The sequence below is a fragment of the Pleomorphovibrio marinus genome (assembly GCF_003347495.1).
GTDB classification, from domain to species: Bacteria; Bacteroidota; Bacteroidia; order Cytophagales; family Cyclobacteriaceae; genus Pleomorphovibrio; species Pleomorphovibrio marinus.
Map to the genome: position 1 here is coordinate 1,000,211 of NZ_QCXY01000001.1, position 16,986 is coordinate 1,017,196.

Annotated in this window: 15 protein-coding genes and 1 riboswitch; of the genes, 11 read left to right on the forward strand and 4 right to left on the reverse strand. The window is 43.0% G+C overall.

Annotated elements, in window-relative coordinates; genetic code table 11:
• Positions 1 to 152: 152 nt before the first annotated feature.
• A riboswitch (TPP riboswitch) is annotated at positions 153 to 249 on the forward strand.
• Between the two features lie 28 nt (positions 250 to 277).
• The 5 genes from thiM to DB520_RS04230 all read left to right on the forward strand — a co-directional run bounded on the left by thiM (position 278) and on the right by DB520_RS04230 (position 4,173).
• On the forward strand, positions 278 to 1,066 hold the full coding sequence (gene thiM, locus DB520_RS04210) for a hydroxyethylthiazole kinase (RefSeq protein ID WP_114748365.1): 789 nt from the start codon (positions 278 to 280) through the stop codon (positions 1,064 to 1,066).
• Entirely contained in the window at positions 1,063 to 1,701 is a 639-nt protein-coding gene (gene thiE / locus DB520_RS04215; protein WP_114748366.1) for a thiamine phosphate synthase, read from the forward strand. Before thiM ends, thiE begins: the two co-directional genes overlap by 4 nt.
• On the forward strand, positions 1,694 to 2,530 hold the full coding sequence (gene thiD, locus DB520_RS04220; RefSeq protein ID WP_114748367.1) for a bifunctional hydroxymethylpyrimidine kinase/phosphomethylpyrimidine kinase: 837 nt from the start codon (positions 1,694 to 1,696) through the stop codon (positions 2,528 to 2,530). Before thiE ends, thiD begins: the two co-directional genes overlap by 8 nt.
• Positions 2,514 to 3,170 carry a thiaminase II gene (gene tenA / locus DB520_RS04225; RefSeq protein ID WP_114748368.1) on the forward strand — a complete coding sequence of 219 codons (657 nt, stop codon included), beginning with the start codon at positions 2,514 to 2,516 and terminating at the stop codon, positions 3,168 to 3,170. Before thiD ends, tenA begins: the two co-directional genes overlap by 17 nt.
• Before the next feature lie 82 nt (positions 3,171 to 3,252).
• Positions 3,253 to 4,173: a sugar phosphate isomerase/epimerase family protein gene (locus DB520_RS04230; protein ID WP_114748369.1), complete on the forward strand. Its 921-nt coding sequence runs from the start codon at positions 3,253 to 3,255 to the stop codon at positions 4,171 to 4,173.
• Between the two features lie 7 nt (positions 4,174 to 4,180).
• Here the strand turns inward: DB520_RS04230 and DB520_RS04235 are convergent, their stop codons facing one another.
• Positions 4,181 to 5,260, reverse strand: coding sequence for an endonuclease/exonuclease/phosphatase family protein (locus DB520_RS04235; RefSeq protein WP_114748370.1), 1,080 nt, complete (start codon positions 5,258 to 5,260; stop codon positions 4,181 to 4,183).
• 358 nt (positions 5,261 to 5,618) lie between these two features.
• Between DB520_RS04235 and DB520_RS04240 the strand changes: the two genes are divergently transcribed.
• The 5 genes from DB520_RS04240 to DB520_RS04260 all read left to right on the forward strand — a co-directional run bounded on the left by DB520_RS04240 (position 5,619) and on the right by DB520_RS04260 (position 13,793).
• On the forward strand, positions 5,619 to 7,193 hold the full coding sequence (locus DB520_RS04240; protein WP_114748371.1) for an ATP-dependent DNA helicase: 1,575 nt from the start codon (positions 5,619 to 5,621) through the stop codon (positions 7,191 to 7,193).
• Between the two features lie 372 nt (positions 7,194 to 7,565).
• The gene (gene uvrA, locus DB520_RS04245; protein WP_114748372.1) at positions 7,566 to 10,382 is read left to right on the forward strand and encodes an excinuclease ABC subunit UvrA; all 2,817 of its coding nucleotides are present in this window, start codon (positions 7,566 to 7,568) and stop codon (positions 10,380 to 10,382) included.
• A 174-nt stretch (positions 10,383 to 10,556) separates the two neighbouring features.
• Positions 10,557 to 11,516 carry a formylglycine-generating enzyme family protein gene (locus tag DB520_RS04250; protein ID WP_114748787.1) on the forward strand — a complete coding sequence of 320 codons (960 nt, stop codon included), beginning with the start codon at positions 10,557 to 10,559 and terminating at the stop codon, positions 11,514 to 11,516.
• 18 nt (positions 11,517 to 11,534) lie between these two features.
• The gene (locus DB520_RS04255; protein ID WP_114748373.1) at positions 11,535 to 12,857 is read left to right on the forward strand and encodes a Gfo/Idh/MocA family protein; all 1,323 of its coding nucleotides are present in this window, start codon (positions 11,535 to 11,537) and stop codon (positions 12,855 to 12,857) included.
• Between the two features lie 21 nt (positions 12,858 to 12,878).
• Complete coding sequence (locus DB520_RS04260) at positions 12,879 to 13,793, forward strand: hydroxypyruvate isomerase family protein (RefSeq protein WP_114748374.1); 915 nt, start codon at positions 12,879 to 12,881, stop codon at positions 13,791 to 13,793.
• 39 nt (positions 13,794 to 13,832) lie between these two features.
• Here the strand turns inward: DB520_RS04260 and DB520_RS04265 are convergent, their stop codons facing one another.
• Entirely contained in the window at positions 13,833 to 14,303 is a 471-nt protein-coding gene (locus DB520_RS04265; protein ID WP_114748375.1) for a YcxB family protein, read from the reverse strand.
• Between the two features lie 178 nt (positions 14,304 to 14,481).
• On the opposite strand from DB520_RS04265, the gene DB520_RS04270 reads away from it, so the two are divergent.
• Positions 14,482 to 14,715: a hypothetical protein gene (locus tag DB520_RS04270; RefSeq protein ID WP_114748376.1), complete on the forward strand. Its 234-nt coding sequence runs from the start codon at positions 14,482 to 14,484 to the stop codon at positions 14,713 to 14,715.
• Here DB520_RS04270 and DB520_RS04275 read toward each other — a convergent pair.
• Complete coding sequence (locus DB520_RS04275) at positions 14,712 to 15,134, reverse strand: Fur family transcriptional regulator (RefSeq protein ID WP_114748377.1); 423 nt, start codon at positions 15,132 to 15,134, stop codon at positions 14,712 to 14,714. The genes DB520_RS04270 and DB520_RS04275 overlap by 4 nt on opposite strands.
• Positions 15,135 to 15,147: 13 nt before the next feature.
• Positions 15,148 to 16,923 (reverse strand): sodium:solute symporter family protein, encoded by a 1,776-nt coding sequence (locus DB520_RS04280; protein WP_114748378.1) that lies wholly within the window; start codon positions 16,921 to 16,923, stop codon positions 15,148 to 15,150.
• Positions 16,924 to 16,986: the final 63 nt, after the last annotated feature.

Genomic DNA, 16,986 nt, shown 5'->3' on the forward strand with positions numbered 1-16,986 from the left:
GTGGGAATGGTTTAGTTAAGGAAAAGAGGCTTTTATTCCCGAATTACCGTTTCCTGTTCTTTTTTATACATTTTCTTGAGGATCACCAATACCACTTGCTGCTAGTTTGAAAGATGCTTAGATTTTGGTACTTTTGTTAATGTAACTAATCAATAAAACTTTGGGGGTGTCCTTGTGAAAAGGGCTGAGATAATACCCTAATTACCTGATCCGGGTAATGCCGGCGAAGGGAAAAGTTGCCGCAAGATGACTCCTGAAGTTTCTAAACCCCAGTCCTATGGAGTCCGTTATCAACCATCTAGAAAAAATCAGGGCAACAAGTCCTTTGGTACATAGTATCACGAACTACGTGGCCATGAACAATACCGCCAATGCCTTATTGGCCATGGGAGCCTCCCCTATCATGGCACATGCCCATGGGGAAGTTGAGGATATGCTAAACATCGTACAGGCCTTGGTAATCAATATCGGCACTTTAGATCAATATTGGGTGGACAGCATGTCCTTGGCGGCTAAGAAAGCCGATGATATCAATAAACCTTGGGTTCTGGACCCAGTAGGTGCCGGTGCTACCCCTTTGAGAAATGAGGCCATTACGCAATTATCAAAGTTTAATCCCACCGTTGTTCGGGGTAATGCATCCGAAATTATGGCAATGGCAAAGGTCAGGATCGAATCAAAGGGGGTAGACAGCACGCATTCTTCCCTAGAAGCCAAAGATGCAGGAAAGGAACTTTCGAATTCCCTTCAAACGGTGGTGTGTATTTCAGGGGAAAAAGACTTGATTATCCAGGGAGACAAGGTGGCCGAAGTGGCCAATGGACATGCCCTAATGGCCAAGGTAACTGGTATGGGATGTACAGCCACTGCGGTGGTTGGTGCCTGTATGGCCGTTGAAGATGACCCATTTGAAGCCACACTTTCTGCCATGGTGCTCATGGGGATTGCTGGGGAACTTGCTGCCAAAAAAGCTAAAGGCCCTGGCACCTTGCAACTCTATTTTTATGATGCCCTCTATCAAATGGATGGCCAAGCCATACAGAAGTACGCTAAGGTAAAAAGATGAAAGGCTTTCCGTATAGCTTATACCTGGTTACGGATCAGAAAGCTTGCTTGGGTAGGGATTTCTTTTGGATACTGGAGGAAGCCCTGAAAGGAGGAGTTGATCTAGTGCAACTCAGGGAGAAATTACTTTCAGCAAAAGAGTTTACCGAAAAGGCCAAACGGACAAAAGAGATTTGTGATAAATACGGCGTGCCTTTGCTCGTTAACGATAACCCACAAGTAGCGCTAAAGGCAGAATGTGATGGGATTCATATAGGCCAAAAAGATGATTCCATCACCGAGGTTAAGCAATTATTGGGAGAAAAATTTCCTGTGGGATTGTCATTGGACCAACTTGCAGATCTCACTAAAACAGAGTCCAAACATGCCTGGTACTATGGGGTAAGCCCCATATTCAATACCCCCACTAAACCAGACACCCTGGGGGAATGGGGTTTGCTCGGTCTTCAAGAATTACGTCAAAAAACAGAGAAACCTTTGGTGGCTATTGGCAACATAAAATTAGGAAATACTGCTTCGGTGATTGCTCATGGTGCGGATTGTATAGCCGTAGTTTCTGCTATTTGCAGTGCAGATAATCCCTCCAAATCCGCCACAGAACTGAGAGAAACCATAGAAAAGGCTAAAAATGCTTAAAAAAACCTATATTCCCGTATTGACCATCGCCGGGTCTGACAGTGGAGGTGGAGCAGGTATTCAGGCGGATATAAAGACCATTTCCGCACTAGGCTGCTATGCGGCTTCAGCTATTACTGCTATCACTGTACAAAATACCGTAGGGGTAAGGGCTATTCACGCTTTGCCGATGCCAATATTAGATGGTCAAATAAAAGCTGTGATGGAAGACATTGCCCCAAAGGCCATCAAGATCGGTATGGTGGATAGTCCCGAAGTGGTGGAAATTATCGTTAGCAATCTACTTAACTACCCGGATGTTCCTGTGGTTTTTGACCCTGTAATGGTAGCCACTAGCGGGGATAAGCTTATCCAAGATGAAACTATTGAGGTTATCGTCCGGCTTTTGTTTCCGCTTGTCGATATTATTACTCCCAATTTAGATGAAGCGATGATACTCACCCATAGGGAAGTGAAAAATAAAAAAGATATGCTGGAAGCTGCGGATAAGCTTTTGGAATCTGGGGCTCAAGGGGTTTTGGTAAAAGGAGGCCACTTGCAAGAAGAAACCATCTATGATGTTTTGGCCATGAGAGATGAGGAGATACATGTATTCAAGTCCTCTCGTATCCATACTCACAATACCCATGGCACCGGGTGCTCGCTTTCCTCCGCCGTTGCCGCTGAATTAGGAAAGGGTAGGGGCATGGTGGATGCTGTAATTAATGCCAGAACCTATATTTTTGAGGCCTTATTGCAAGGAAAAGACCAAAAAACAGGTTCCGGACACGGACCATTGAACCATTTTCATAACCCAATAAAAACAATAATCAATGAATTGGACGACTGAAGCTTGGGCAGCCATAAACCCGCTTTACCAAGATATCATAGACATGCCTTTTAACCAAGAGCTGATGAAGGGAACACTACCAGTGGAGAAGTTTAAATTTTATATGGCTCAAGATGCCCATTATTTAGTGGAGTTTGGGCGAACCCTTAGTGCCATTAGCAGTAGAATGGAGGATCCTGAAAAGATGTTGGCCTTTTCGCAATTTGCAAGTGGTGCAATAGTAGTGGAAAGAGCCCTTCACGAAGGCTACTTTAAAAAGTTCGGGGTTTCCGGAGAAATATCCCCTACCCCCACTTGTTTGCTATATACCCAGTATATCCTCAATAAAGCTGCCCTGGCCAATGTAGAAGAAGCCGTAGCAGCGGTTCTTCCTTGTTTTTGGATTTATAAACGTGTCGGCGATTACATTTATAGCAATCAGGAAAATGCCAAGGATAATCCTTATAAGGAATGGATAGCTACTTATGCAGGGGAGGAGTTTGCAAGTTCGGTAGAGTCTGCCATTCAAATTACCGATGAGCTTGCCGATGAAGCCAGCCCTAGCCTGAAGGATAAAATGACAAGTGCATTCGTGATGGCTAGTAAGCTGGAGTGGATGTTTTGGGATTCCGCTTACAGGTTAGAGCAGTGGGAGGTTTAGCTTTTTTGCCAACGGTTAGGCGTGAACAGGCAAATTTTCTACTTTTATGGTAAAAGTTTTTCACAACTAAACCTTATAGTGCATGTTAACCTTAGGATTTGTGAGTGCCATTTTAGCGGAAAAAAGTTTTGAAGAGGTTATAGACTTTGCCGCTGAACATAAATTTGGATGTGTGGAAATGATGTGTTGGCCCAGGGGAAAGGCGGAACGTAGATATGCCGGGGTAACACATGTAAATGTAAACGATCTGGATGAGGAGGGTATAAAGCGGATCAATGCCTATCAAAAAGAAAAAGGAGTATCAATATCCGGACTAGGTTATTATCCAAATCCATTGGATCCTGATGAGAAAAAAGCAGCAGAGGCAATCTCACATATTAAGAAGGTGATCTCAGCCGCTGTTCTGTTAGGAATTCCAGTGGTAAACACCTTCGTGGGGAGAAATCCGAGTTTGAATATCCATGACAACCTTAAATTATTTGAGGAGCGCTTTCCGGAGTTGGTAAAGTTTGCCGCTGAAAGTGGGATTAATATTGGAATAGAAAATTGCCCCATGTTTTTCACGGATGACGAGTGGCCTGGAGGGAAGAACCTTGCTTTTTCACCCGCTATTTGGGACAAAATGTTCACTATAATTCCGGATACCCATTTTGGGCTTAATTATGATCCCTCGCACCCTACCTGGATGATGATGGACCCGGTGAAACCCATCTACGAATACAGAGACCGATTGCACCATATACATCTTAAAGATGTAAGGGTTTACAAGGATAAACTGGATAAGGTAGGTATTCTAGCCAACCCCTTGGAATACCATTCTCCCAAGATCCCGGGGCTGGGCGATGTGCCTTGGGGCCGGTTTTTTGCAGCATTGACAGACGTGGGCTATAAAGGCCCTTGTTGTATTGAAGTAGAAGACAAGGCCTATGAAGGCTCAGAGGAGGATATTAAAAGTGCCATTCTCACGGCCAGAAACTACCTAAGCCAATACATTCCATTGTAGGGAGGATTTAAATGGTCTTCAAGTTTGGGTCTGCCTTATCGATTTTTTTGGCAGCCCAGCTTTTTTCCGAGACTTGTGCCTCTTCTTCGGTTTCATTATCGAGGTTTTCCCTAGGGTGTAGGGTCAATCGGATAAGTACAGGAAAATGATCCGAACCCATTTTAGGCAATACCCTAAGGGTTTCCAACGTAAAATGCCTGGAGAAGAAAATGTGATCCAAAGGCCATCTCAATAAAGGATATTTCGCATGAAAGGTATTGAAAAATCCTCTTCCAATTCTAGGGTCTAAAAGCCCACTTATTTTTTGGAAAAGTAGGGTTGTTCTTGACCAAGCCACATCGTTGAGGTCACCAAAAACCATAACTGGTCCCTGGTGGTTTTTTACATTTTTGGCCACAATTAAAAGTTCTGCATCCCGGTCTGTGGAAGTCTCACTTTCAGAAGGGCTGGGGGGCTCTGGGTGCAGGCAATGGATGTTTATTTTCTCTCCGGCGGGGGTTAGCACCTTGGCATGTATGGATGGAATTTCCTCCTTTACGATATAGAGTACCTGCACATCTTCCAATGGAAGTTTGGAGTAAAGGTGCATTCCGTAGAGGTTATCCAGTGGCACCTTTACGGTATGGGGCAGGTGCTTTTCGATGGAACACAACTGTTTTTCCCACCATAAATCTGATTCCAGCGTCAGCACCAGATCTGGGTTATTGGATTCAATAAGGCTTATCAATGCCTCGCTGTTTCTATTGGGGGTGTATACATTGCACACCAATGTGCAGATGGATTCCCCTTTTTTTCCTGGGCTGCTTTTTGCCACTTGTTTAGGGGCAAAGGGTGTATAGAGGTAGATTTTTTTACCCTGATAGATAAGCGCAGCTATAAGAAGAAGCAGGAAAAGCCCATTGATTAGGTCAAGGGTGAAGCCTACTCCTAAAAAAAGAAGGATGGATAGGACATTAATGACCACCACTTGAATTCTTGGAAAATCAAAAACTCTAATCCACCAGTCATCCCATTTGATTAGTGAGGCTAATGCTGCAATCAAACTTAAGGCTGCAAAAAACCATTTAATAATTTCCAGGGCTTCCACATTAGTTTGGTTTTTATTACCTAAATGTATTCAAATTGGCATAATAATCACTTTGTTTTGGGTAGGTTTTGAAAAAATATCTTGCTGTTTGAGCAGAAAGGTGATTTTTGGCTATTTAATTAGCTGCAACTTTTGTCTGACAAGTTCCTCGAATTCTGGTGGCTACGGGACGGGGGAGGTTATATGGCCGGAAAAAGTTTTTTCAAAAAAGGGTTGGGTCCATGTCAATCGGGAGGGGTGGTATTTTTGAAAGAAATAAAAAAACCCCATTTGATAAAGGATTGAAGGTACTTTTGTCTTAATTTCGTAAACCGTCAGCATAAAAATAGCAAGGATTTTAAACCAAACCCCGGCCACTTTGAGTTTCCTTAAAGACTTTTTACGAGAAGAATTCAAAAAACAAGGGTTGGATACCAGCAATAGCCAATTCATCCATGCCTTGGAGATAGCTTTGTTTTCAGAGAGGTCGTTGTTTTTGACCGGAAGGGCAGGTACAGGTAAGACCACCTTTCTCCACACTTTTAGGAACATAGGCTGGGAAAAAAAAGTGGCTGTGATAGCGCCTACAGGTGTGGCAGCCATTAATGCAAAGGGGCGTACCATCCATTCTTTTTTTAGGATCGACCCTCGGCAATTGTTTCTTCCTGGGGATCCCAGGTTGTCACCTGGATTCAAGGGGGCAAAAGAATCCATTTATACTACTTTCAGGCTTACCAAAGACAGGATAAAACTAATCCAAAACTTGGATACTTTGGTGATTGATGAAATCTCAATGGTAAGGGTGGAATTACTGGATGTGATAGACAGTATTTTGAGGGTTTACAGGAAAAAATTGCAAGTGCCTTTCGGAGGGGTACAACTTATCCTCATCGGAGATCCATTTCAATTGCCCCCAATCGTAAAAAACACAGATTGGGAATACCTTTCCAAACATTACTCAAGCAGATTTTTCTTTAGTTCCAAGGGTTTTCAAGAGCTGAACCCTGTACATATTGAACTCCAAAAAATTTACAGGCAAAAAGATGAGCACTTTAAAGGCCTGTTAAACCGGGTAAGGGAAAATTTGCATACCTATGGAGACTTGAAGTTGCTCAACGAAACCGTAAAAAAGTATAAGTTTGGGCTTTTGGATCAAGGTTATATCCTCCTTGGAACCCACAATGCAGCTATTACTGAGATCAACAATAAGAAACTGGATGCCCTATCCGGAAAGGAAATAGAATATAAAGGCGTTTTTAAGGATACATTTCCTCCAAGCTTAGTGCCGTTTGAGCCCATGGACATAAAGCTTAAGGTAGGGGCACAAGTTATTTTTCTACGTAATAATTCAGAGGAGGGGTTTTATAATGGCATGATCGCCAAAGTGACTCATTTGGAGGAAAAAACAATTACCGTGCAAACCAGAGGAAGGCGAAGTATTGAGGTGCATAGGGAAGTATGGGAAAACATAGAGTTTAAATTTAACGAGAAAGAAAATAAGGTTGATGCTGAAGTCATAGGTACTTTTACCCAATTTCCTTTGAAACTGGCATGGGCCATTACAGTCCACAAAAGCCAGGGACTCACATTCGATAAATGCATCTTGGACATAAGCAGGTCTTTTGAGGCCGGACAGGTGTATGTGGCATTAAGCAGGTGCAGTAGCTTGGAAGGTTTGGTCTTGAAGCAACCCATAGCCATGCAAAGCGTGAAGGTGAGCCCAGAGAGTCTTAGCTTTAGCGACCAAAAGACCAACGAGGAGGAAATCGAAAAGGAGCTGGTTGAGGCAAGGGCAGGAGTTGCTATGCGGCACGCTTTCCATTGTTTCAAGAATGGGGAAATTGAAATGGCAAAAAAACTTTTTAATGAGGCCCAAACGGTAAGGGATTTCACCATTTATCCCAAGTGGCAACAATTTTTGAGGGTAAGGAATTGGATGTTAAATAAAGGATAAAATAATTATTCCAAGTAATTGTGAAAAATAACCAAGAATTGATTTTTTTATTTGATAACTTTTTTTTGTTGTTAAAATCACTCAATTTGTATTTCAAATAATGATAAATGATTTTTATACTTATAAGGGGATGACTGCACGGAGATTTTATACGGGTATTTTTACTTTGTTGTCGTTTTTCATTTTCATGATTTATTGTCCCTGAATATGGTTGCCCATTTGAGACCTCAAATTTTACGGTAAGTTATAAAATGGCAATGCAGGTGGAAGCCGGAGAATACGAATTTTTGGTGAGAGGGGATGATGGGTATCGGCTTTTTTTTTATCCAACAATTTATCAATTGCAAGGTTGTCTAGGTATCTTTGCAGCCTATGACGACAGCTTCAACTGTATCTACCGAATCGCTGGAAAATTTAGACGCTAAACGGTTCATCATTATCAAAAATGCCAGAGTGAATAACCTAAAAGGTGTCAGTCTGGCCATCCCTAGGAATCAATTAATCGTTGTCACTGGATTATCTGGATCCGGGAAATCATCCCTTGCATTCGACACCCTCTTTGCAGAAGGACAGAGAATGTATGTAGAGAGCCTCAGTTCCTATGCCAGACAATTTCTCGGCAGGATGGAAAAGCCAGATGTAGAATACATCAAGGGCATTTCACCTGCTATAGCGATACAGCAAAAAGTAACCTCCAAGAACCCAAGGTCCACCGTTGGGACCACCACGGAAATTTACGATTACTTGAAACTACTTTTTAGTAGAATAGGAAAAACGATTTCGCCCCTAAGTGGGGCGGAGGTGAGGCACCATACGGTAACCGATGTAGTGGATTATGTCAACCTTTTGGAGGAAGGACAAAAATTCATGATTAGCTGTCCCCTTCAACGCTCTGGGGAGCGTACCTTAGAAAAGGAACTGGAAATTTTGCTTCAGAAGGGGTTTACCAGGGTGCTGATAAAGGATGAGGCATTCTTCGTGGAGGAATTGCTAGAAATGAAGAAAATACCCGAAGGCGAAGTAGAAATATTGATAGACAGGGTGAGTGTACGTCATGAAGATGAAGATAATCAGTTCCGTATAGCTGACAGTGTTCAGACTGCTTTTTTCGAAGGACATGGGGATTGTATCATCGCGGTGCCAGATGGCAAAAAGCGCAGCTTCAGCGACAGGTTTGAATTGGATGGGATGAGTTTTGAATTGCCAAGCGTCAATTTGTTCAGTTTTAACAACCCCTATGGCGCATGTAGGACATGTGAGGGTTTTGGTTCTGTCTTGGGCATAGACCTAGATCTTGTAATTCCCGATAAGTCCCTTTCTGTCTATGAGGGGGCAATTGCTCCTTGGCGTGGTGAGACAACCAAAAAGTGGCTGGACCCCTTACTTAAAAATGGGATTGAGTTTGATTTTCCCATACATCGACCCTTTGAGGAGCTGAATGAGGAGCAAATTACCTTGCTGTGGGAAGGCAACTCTTATTTTAAGGGGATCAATGATTTTTTTAAATTCGTTGAAAGCAAAATGCATAAAATCCAATATAGGGTGATGCTCTCCCGCTTTAGAGGTCGCACGAAATGTCCCGATTGTAAAGGAACCAGGATTCGAAAAGACGCTTCTTATGTGAAAGTAGGTGGTATTTCAATTACCGATGTGGTTCTAATGCCCATAGAAAAGGCTCTTGTTTTTTTTCAAGAATTAAAATTAAGCCCCAGCGATTCCAAGTTGGCAAATAGGTTGTTAAAGGAAATTACCAACAGACTGGAATACATGAACAGAGTGGGCCTTGGATACCTTACCCTAAACCGACTGACTTCTTCCCTTTCAGGGGGAGAATATCAGCGAATCCGATTGGCAACCTCCTTGGGCAGTGCGTTGGTTGGAAGTATGTACATTTTGGATGAACCCAGTATTGGGCTTCATCCCAGGGATACCGAAAGACTGGTAGAAGTGTTAAAATCCCTAAGGGATCTGGGCAATACCGTGATTGTGGTAGAGCATGAAGAGAAGGTAATCCGCTCTGCGGATCAAATTATTGACATAGGGCCTGATGCAGGAGTTCACGGTGGAAATTTAGTCTTTCAAGGAAATATAGAGGAGCTGCTGGCGAAAAACAATACCTACACCGCTCAGTATTTGAATGGAGACACTCAGATCTTTCATAAAACCTCCAATCGCCAATGGAATAAAGCCATAAAAATAAAAGGAGCCAGGGAAAATAATCTCAAAAACCTCATTGTGAAAATCCCACTTCAGGTTCTTACTGTAATCACTGGTGTAAGTGGGTCTGGCAAGTCCACTTTGGTTAAAAGAATCCTATACCCTGCACTAGGTAAAACCATAGGAACGGTAACCGAGGAAACTGGTAAATTTGATAAACTGGAAGGAGATATAAAGGAAGTGGACAGAGTGGAGTTCGTGGATCAAAACCCTATAGGTAAATCTTCCAGATCCAATCCTGTAACCTATGTGAAGGCCTATGATGCCATTAGAAGCCTCTATGCCGATCAGCCGATCTCGAAACAAAGGGGCTATAAGCCAGCTTTTTTTAGTTTTAATGTCGATGGGGGAAGGTGCGAGGCCTGTCAGGGAGAGGGCACCCAAAAAATTGAAATGCAGTTTATGGCCGATATTTACCTTACCTGTGAGTCTTGTAAGGGCAAGCGGTTTAAGCAGGAAATTCTCGAAGTAAAGTATCGCGAAAAGGATATTTCAGAGATTCTCGACATGACCATCGACGAAGCAATGGAATTTTTTGCTGACAAGGCACCAATAATCAATAAACTACAGCCGCTGCAGGAAGTTGGTTTAGGGTATATTGGGATGGGACAATCTTCAAATACCCTAAGTGGGGGGGAGGCGCAAAGGGTAAAATTAGCCTCTTTTTTGGGAAAGGGGGACCAAAAGGCGAAGGAAAGGATCTTATTTATTTTTGACGAGCCCACCACGGGATTGCATTTTCATGATATCAAAAAACTGCTGGTTTCCATTAATGCCCTCATAGATCAGGGTCATTCTGTGGTGATTATAGAACATAATACGGAGGTTATAAAAGCGGCAGATTGGGTGATTGACCTTGGACCTGAAGGAGGAGAATCCGGAGGATACCTTACCTTTGAGGGTATTCCCGAGGATTTGATGAAGGAAAACAACAATTATACCGCTAAGTATTTGGCACAGGCCCTAAAATAGTATTTAAGCTACTCATGGAAATCCATTTCCATTTCTAAAGATTAAAGCTTATTTTACAGGCCATTAAACAAAATAGAACTATTCGGGAAAGTTTCCTAACTAAAGCTATTCCCCATTTATCCCCTTAACCGTTCGATGAACACAAGACGCAACTACCCTATTTGGGTGATGACAATGGCACTACTTTTTGCAGTCGCTGTAGGATTTGTCAATAAGGACAACGATTTTGAGCCCTACCAACAAGAGTTGCCGGGTACTTCACTTTCCTTTGATATGGTGCCCATTCCCGGTGGTACCTTTAAAATGGGAAGTCCAGATGGGGATTCTTTTGCCTCTGAGGACGAGTTTCCCCAACATGAGGTTAAATTAGACCCTTTTTGGATGGGGGCTCATGAGGTGACCTGGGACATGTTTGAGCTCTTTATGGATAAAAATTTTGAGGAAGCTTCGAGCACAGGCCCCTTGCCTCTCCAAGTGGATGGATTGACCCGACCCTCTATACCCTATCTGGATATGACTTTCGGGATGGGTAAGGAAAATAAACCAGCCATTGCCATGACGCAATATGGGGCAATCCAATATTGCCGATGGCTTTATTTGAAAACAGGCATCTTTTACCGCTTGCCCACTGAGGCAGAGTGGGAATATGCCAGTAGGGCAGGGTCCTCCATGACGTATTTTTTTGGGGATAATGCAGAAGAACTCGAAAAATATGCCTGGTTTGCCGAAAATAGCAATGGTGAAACCCAAAAAGTGGGTCAAAAGGAACCTAATCCCTGGGGTCTATATGATATATTGGGTAATGTACAGGAATGGACCATGGATCATTACCAGCCGGATATTTACGGAGCTCGAAGTGGGGCAGTAGTGGAAAATCCCTGGGTTTCTGATGACGAACTATATCCCAAAGTTCTCAAAGGTGGTAATTACGAAAGCACAGCAGAGGAGCTCAGACCTGCAAACAGGGTGGCAAGTGATCCAGAGTGGAAAAGGATAGATCCGCAGATTCCAAAAAGCCAATGGTGGTTTCCTGAAGCCCCTTTTGTGGGGATGAGGGTAGTAAGGCCGCTTACCCCTCCCAGCGAGGAGGAAATTGAGGCTTATTTTGGGAAGTTGCCGATGGAAGATTATTAACTATAAACTAATTTAACTATGGAAACCAAAAAAATCAATCCAAGGAGGGACTTTATAAAGACCTCTGCCATCGTGACTGGCGGAGCGCTTTTAAGTACCCCTTTTAGTCTTCCCGGAGCATATGCTACGGGGGACGATGTCATTAAAATTGCCGTAATAGGCTGTGGAGGCAGGGGAACAGGGGCTGTATTCCAGGCCTTTGATACTGGAAAAAACATCCAACTGGTTGCAATGGCCGATGCTTTTGAAGATAGGTTGGAGCAGAGTTACGAAAGGATATTGAAAAAATACGGAGAGGATAAAGTCAAAGTTCCCAAGGAAAAGCGTTTCACCGGTTTTGAGGGATACAAAGATGCAATAAAGGAGGCGGACGTGGTTATTTTGGCTGCACCTCCTGGTTTCAGGCCAGATCATTTCGAGGAGTCTGTGAATCAGGGAAAGCAAATATTTATGGAAAAACCGGTAGCCACCGATGCCATAGGAATCAGGAGAGTGCTTGCAGCTGCGGAAAAAGCGAAGGAGAAAAAGCTCAATGTGGTGGCTGGATTACAGCGACATTATCAGGATAGCTATGTTAATACCATAGATAAAATTCATGATGGGGCCATAGGAGACATCATAGGCGGTCAGGTATTCTGGAATGATGGAGGAGTGTGGGTAAGGGAAAGGCAACCGGACCAAACCGAAATGGAATATCAAATGCGAAACTGGTATTACTTCAATTGGCTATGCGGAGACCACATAGTGGAGCAGCATGTACATAATCTGGACGTGGCAAACTGGGTGAAAAACGGATACCCCGTAAAAGCCGAAGGTACTGGTGGCCGCACTGTAAGAAGAGGTAAGGATCATGGTGAAATTTTTGATCATCACGTGGTTCTCTTTACCTATGAGGACGGTACGGTGATCCACAGTGAGTGCAGACACTTCCCAGGGGCTGCCAACCGAGTGGACGAAAGCTTCCAGGGAACCAATGGAAAGGCCTACATGAATGCCGGACACGTTGGAAAACTTACGGACTACAAAGGGAATAGTCTTTATGAACATGATGGCAAAAACAATATAAATCCTTACCAAAAAGAGCATGACCTATTGTTTGATGCCATCGTCAAAGGGGAATACAAATATGCTGACGCGGAGAATGCCGCAAAAAGTACTATGACCAGTATTTTGGGAAGGTTTGCGACCTATTCTGGTAAAGTAGTGACTTGGGATGAAGCGATTAATTCAGGCATTGACCTTAGGCCAGATAGGCTAGCATGGGATGCCACTCCCAAAGCCATGCCTAATGATGATGGTTTTTATGCCTATGCCGTTCCCGGTCAAAGCAAAGTTGTATAAACAATCCTTGAGACTTTTAACATGAAGAGAAGAAATTTTATCAAAAACGTATCCTTAGGAGCGGCTGCGGGACTCACTAGTGTCTCCTCGGTAAATGCCTATGGACTACGTCCTGATGCCGACAGCACCTTTAACATGAACTATGCCCCCCATTTTGGCATGTTCAAGGGCCATGCTGGGGATGATTTCATAGACCAGCTGGACTTTATGTATGAAAAAGGCTTTAGAAGCTTAGAGGATAATGGTATGATGGGAAGGCCAAAGGAGGTACAGGAAAAAATCGGCAATCACCTTGCCAAGTTGGGAATGGATATGGGCGTATTCGTCCTCGATAAAGGTGGAAACGCTGCCAATACCTTTGCATCAGGGAAAAAGGAGAATACAGAAGTCTTCTTGGAGGGGTGCAGAAGGGCGGTAGAAACAGCAAAGCGGGTAAATGCCAAATGGACAACCGTTGTACCCGGTGACTTTGACCGGAGCCTTCCCATGGATATTCAGACAGCCAATGTTATCGAGGCTCTGAGAAAAGGTTGTGAAATCCTGGAACCTCATGGACTTGTGATGGTATTGGAGCCCTTGAGTGATACACCAAACCTCTTTCTGAGGACATCCACCCAAACCTACATGATCTGTAAGGCGGTGGATAGCCCTTCCTGTAAGGTTTTGTATGATGTCTATCATATGCAAAAGAACGAAGGACACCTTATTGTCAACATAGACCATTGTTGGGATGAGATCGCCTATTTTCAAATTGGGGACAATCCTGGCAGGAAAGAGCCTGGAACCGGGGAGATAAACTACCTGAATGTCTTCAAGCATATCCATGACAAAGGTTATCGAGGCATTATGGGCATGGAGCACGGAAATGCCCATCCAGGCAAAGAAGGTGAAGAAAAGCTGATAGAAGCATACAGAAAAGCCGATGCATTTATGTGAGGCCAAACAATAGAAAAAGGAGCCAACTGGCTCCTTTTTTTATACATATCCTTTTCTTTTAAGAATGGTTTCTATGAATTTTATTTCGTTGTCAGAATTGAAAAGTTTGTAGGGCAAATAAATAAATTGAGCCTTGGACATGACGAAGAGGAACCCTTCTTTTTTCTGTTGGGCCCTTTTGATCATATCCCATTTCACTGGCATGCCTTGCCTTGGGTTAATTTTGAGCAATATTTGTCTGCTGTCTATTTCATAGGACATTTTTTCAAACATGATTTTATTTTGCTCCATTTGGGTTACTCCTGCGAATTGGATAAGCCAAAAAAGCCAATAAAGTGCATAGGCCAAAATAGCCATGCTGATCCACCACCATGAAGGAATCCAAAAATAACCGGCAGCAATGGCAACTGCGATAAGGGCCACCCACCATTGTTCCTTTAAAATTGTCTTTAACCCTATCTTTATGTAGGTACCTGTCGGCAATTGGTATTTTTTCGTTTTTACGATCATTAGGTCTGAATTGAAATTTTCAAAATGCAAATATCCTATGATAAGTCTTATATAGCAAGTTTATTCCCTTATTGAAATGGTATTTTCAATTTTTTACAACATTGTTTAAACTAGCTTGGTTAATTAATTGACATATTGATTTTTATGTTGTAATTTGAAAAGATAAAAGTGATTGTCTATGAGTAGCCTGGTAATTGACCTCGTATTATGTGGAATAGCCTATGTGGTGCTAATCTACTTTGTAGCTACACTCACCAAAGCCAGGATCAACAGAAACCGCAATAATAACGATGATGATGGGGATGGGGGAGTTGAAGACATGACGCCTCCCAAAATTGACCTACCTCCAGGCATAATTTGGCCATCTGAGGATAAGCTAAAAGACAAAAAATCCTCCCCAGTGGAGTTTTAACTGCACTCTTTGCAAATCCCAACTACCAACAAACTCATTTCTTTACTTAAGTAGCCCGCAGGTAATGCTATTTTTGGCAGGCTTACCTCCTCAATACAATTGGTCTTTCCACATTTCTCACATTTGAAATGAACATGTTCGTGTTCATGGTGTGGTTCGCTTCTATTATGGGTGCATAATGCATACTTAGTAGCCCCACTATCATCCAACACCTTGTGGATAAGGTCCGAATCCAAAAAGGTCTTTAAGGTACGATAGATGGTAACCCTGTCGAAGTTTTCTTTCAGAGCCTCTTCTAAATCCGAATGGGACAAAGCAACCTTCCTGGTAATAAAAGTGGCCAAAACATCTCTCCTGCAGCTCGTTACCCTGAGTTTATTGTCTTTAAGAATATTTGTGGTGTTAGGAATATTTCCCATAATTCTTTAATAATTACCTCATTTTTTTCCAGCCTCTAAAGACCAAAACAGCACCTATCACTGTGATGATACTGGCGATGCTTGCGGGCAAGGGCTTGGAATATATCCAAAATCCGGTAGCAAACAACGCCGAATATACCATTATGGAGGCAATAAGCATCAGGCCTATTTCCATAGGAAGTTGCCCTGGTTCTGCCTTTTCTTCCGGATACTTGTTCAAAACGGCTCTCCAGCCCCAATCCGCAGGCCTCACCTTCCTGTAGAAGGAAAGCAATACCTCGTCTTTTTCAGGCTTGGTAAGCAAAGTTACTAAAATCCAGGTGAATGTGGTAATTCCAACCCCAGCCAACAATTTTAGATAGGCCATATCCTCAGGTATAGGAAGTATCCCGGTTTTTTCATGGATGTATTCAAAGTAAACCGCGACAATAAAGGAAATTATCATCGCAGAAATTTCGGTGTAACTATTGATTCTCCACCAAAACCACCTTAGAATAAATATTAACCCCGTACCGGCTCCAATTTGCAACAAAATATTAAATGCCTCTAATGCATTGGACAGGGCCAGGGCAAGCAAGGCTGCTAAGACCATAAGTCCCACTGTGGATAGCCTTCCTACCATTACCAATTCCTTCTCTGAAGCCTGGGGTTTTATAAATCGACTGTAAAAATCATTTACCACATAAGAAGACCCCCAGTTTAAATGGGTGGATAGGGTAGACATCACTGCGGCGATTAAGGAGGCCAAAACTACCCCTAGCAACCCAGTAGGAAGATAGGTCAACATGGCTGAATAGGCCAAGTCATTTCCGAGTTTATTCGCCGGGATATTAGGGAAAGCTTCTTGAATGTCACTCACTTGGGGGAAAATGATCAACGAGCTCAGGGCTATTATGATCCATGGCCAGGGCCTCAAGGCATAATGTGCAATGTTAAACAACAAGGTCGCTCCTATGGCATTTTTTTCGTCTTTTGCCGACAACATCCGCTGGGCAATGTATCCACCCCCACCTGGTTCCGCACCTGGGTACCATGTCGCCCACCACTGTATGGCAAGTGGCATAATGAAAAGCGGCACCAGTAAGTTCCAATCATTAAAGTCGGGGATAATATTAAGCTTGTCTCTTACGTTTGGATGCGTCAATAAATTGTCTAGAGTTTGGATCTCTGGAAGGCTGATGATATAATACGCCGCACCAAAAGCACCGGCTATAGCTATGAAAAACTGAAAGAAATCCGTCAAAAGGACTCCTCTTAAACCACCCAGCGAACTGTAAATTACCGTCACCACAGAGACTACCAATAAGGTTTGGAAGGGCGTTAAGCCAAGCATAACGCCAAAGATTTTTATTGCGGCCAAGATGACTGTGGCCATGATAACTACATTGAAAAACACCCCAAGATACAAGGCACGAAAGGCCCTTAAAAATGCAGCTGGTTTACCTCCATACCTTATTTCATAAAACTCCAAATCTGTCGTGGCCTCTGATCTTCTCCAAAGCTTTGCATATACAAAGACGGTTAACATCCCTGTAAGCAAAAAGGCCCACCATACCCAATTTCCCGAAACACCGTCTTTTCTTACGATGTCTGTCACTAGATTTGGGGTATCTGCCGAAAATGTGGTGGCTACCATCGAAACACCCAAAAGCCACCAGGGCATGTTTCTTCCTGATAGAAAAAATTCCTTGGCACTTTTGCCGGCCGTTCTGGAAGTGATGATTCCAATTAGCATAGATATCACAAAAAATGCTATGATAATGGCCCAATCTATCGCCGTTACGTTCATAATCTTTGGATTTATTGCTCCTTTCTTAGGTTTGAATTCAGAATGTTACCTTTACTTTATTAA